This window comes from Bacillus sp. AFS001701, from assembly GCF_002559405.1.
In the GTDB taxonomy this organism is placed as follows: domain Bacteria; phylum Bacillota; class Bacilli; order Bacillales; family Bacillaceae_G; genus Gottfriedia.
This window is the reverse complement of sequence record NZ_NTZO01000518.1, coordinates 1-798: the sequence shown is the minus strand read 5'-3', so window position 1 is coordinate 798 and position 798 is coordinate 1. Positions and strand designations below refer to the sequence as shown.

General features: G+C 33.1%; 1 protein-coding gene. It reads left to right on the top strand.

Features of this window, described 5'->3' with window-relative positions:
- Positions 1 to 216: 216 nt before the first annotated feature.
- Positions 217 to 798, top strand: a 582-nt coding sequence (locus CN514_RS21845) for an MFS transporter (protein WP_176526029.1), incomplete at its 3' end; no start/stop codon positions are given.

Genomic DNA, 798 nt, shown 5'->3' with positions numbered 1-798 from the left:
ATCAAGAACTTTATCTTACATACTTAAAAATTTATTGACTTATTATCGAATAAGTTGTTAAATTATAACAGACCAATTGTTCTTTTCTGGAATGAATTGAATAAGATTGAGGAAGGAGCGATGTTTTAAAATCAGATGTTTTATAGTACAGAATTGGATTTAAATATTTTTTTGGTTGAAAAAAGACCGAACGGTTTTTTATTGGAGGGTGATATAATGACGAGTAAGAAAAGTTCAATGTTTTCTCAACTAATAGCAGGTTACTTGTTGGTCATTGCGACATCAGGATTTGCAAGATTAGCCTATGGTGTATTAATGCCTTCTATGCAAGAAGATTTAGCTATTAACTACGCTCAGGCAGGATTTTTAGCTACGATCATTTCACTTGGATTTTTGGTCATCTCAACACTTATTGGCATTTTAGCCCAAAAGTTTGGCATAAAGAAAATTGTATTAGCCGGAGGATTTTTAGTTACAGTTTGTCTGTTCCTTCTTTCATTTGCAAAATCATATTATATTGTCATGCTAATCATGTTTCTACTTGGGGCAGGAAGTTCATTAGTATTTGCACCACTTATGTCTCTAATGGTTACTCAATTTGCCAATAAAAAAGGGCTTGTTCTTGGGATTTTATTGAGTGGTGTAGGTTCAGGGATGCTTTTAAGCGGAATAATAACGACCAATATAAGTGATTACTTTCCATCTTTAGGGTGGAGGGTAATTTGGACGATTTTCGGTATTATCTCCTTAATCGTTACACTTTTATCATTGTTCGTACTAAAAGAGGGAGAAAACAAA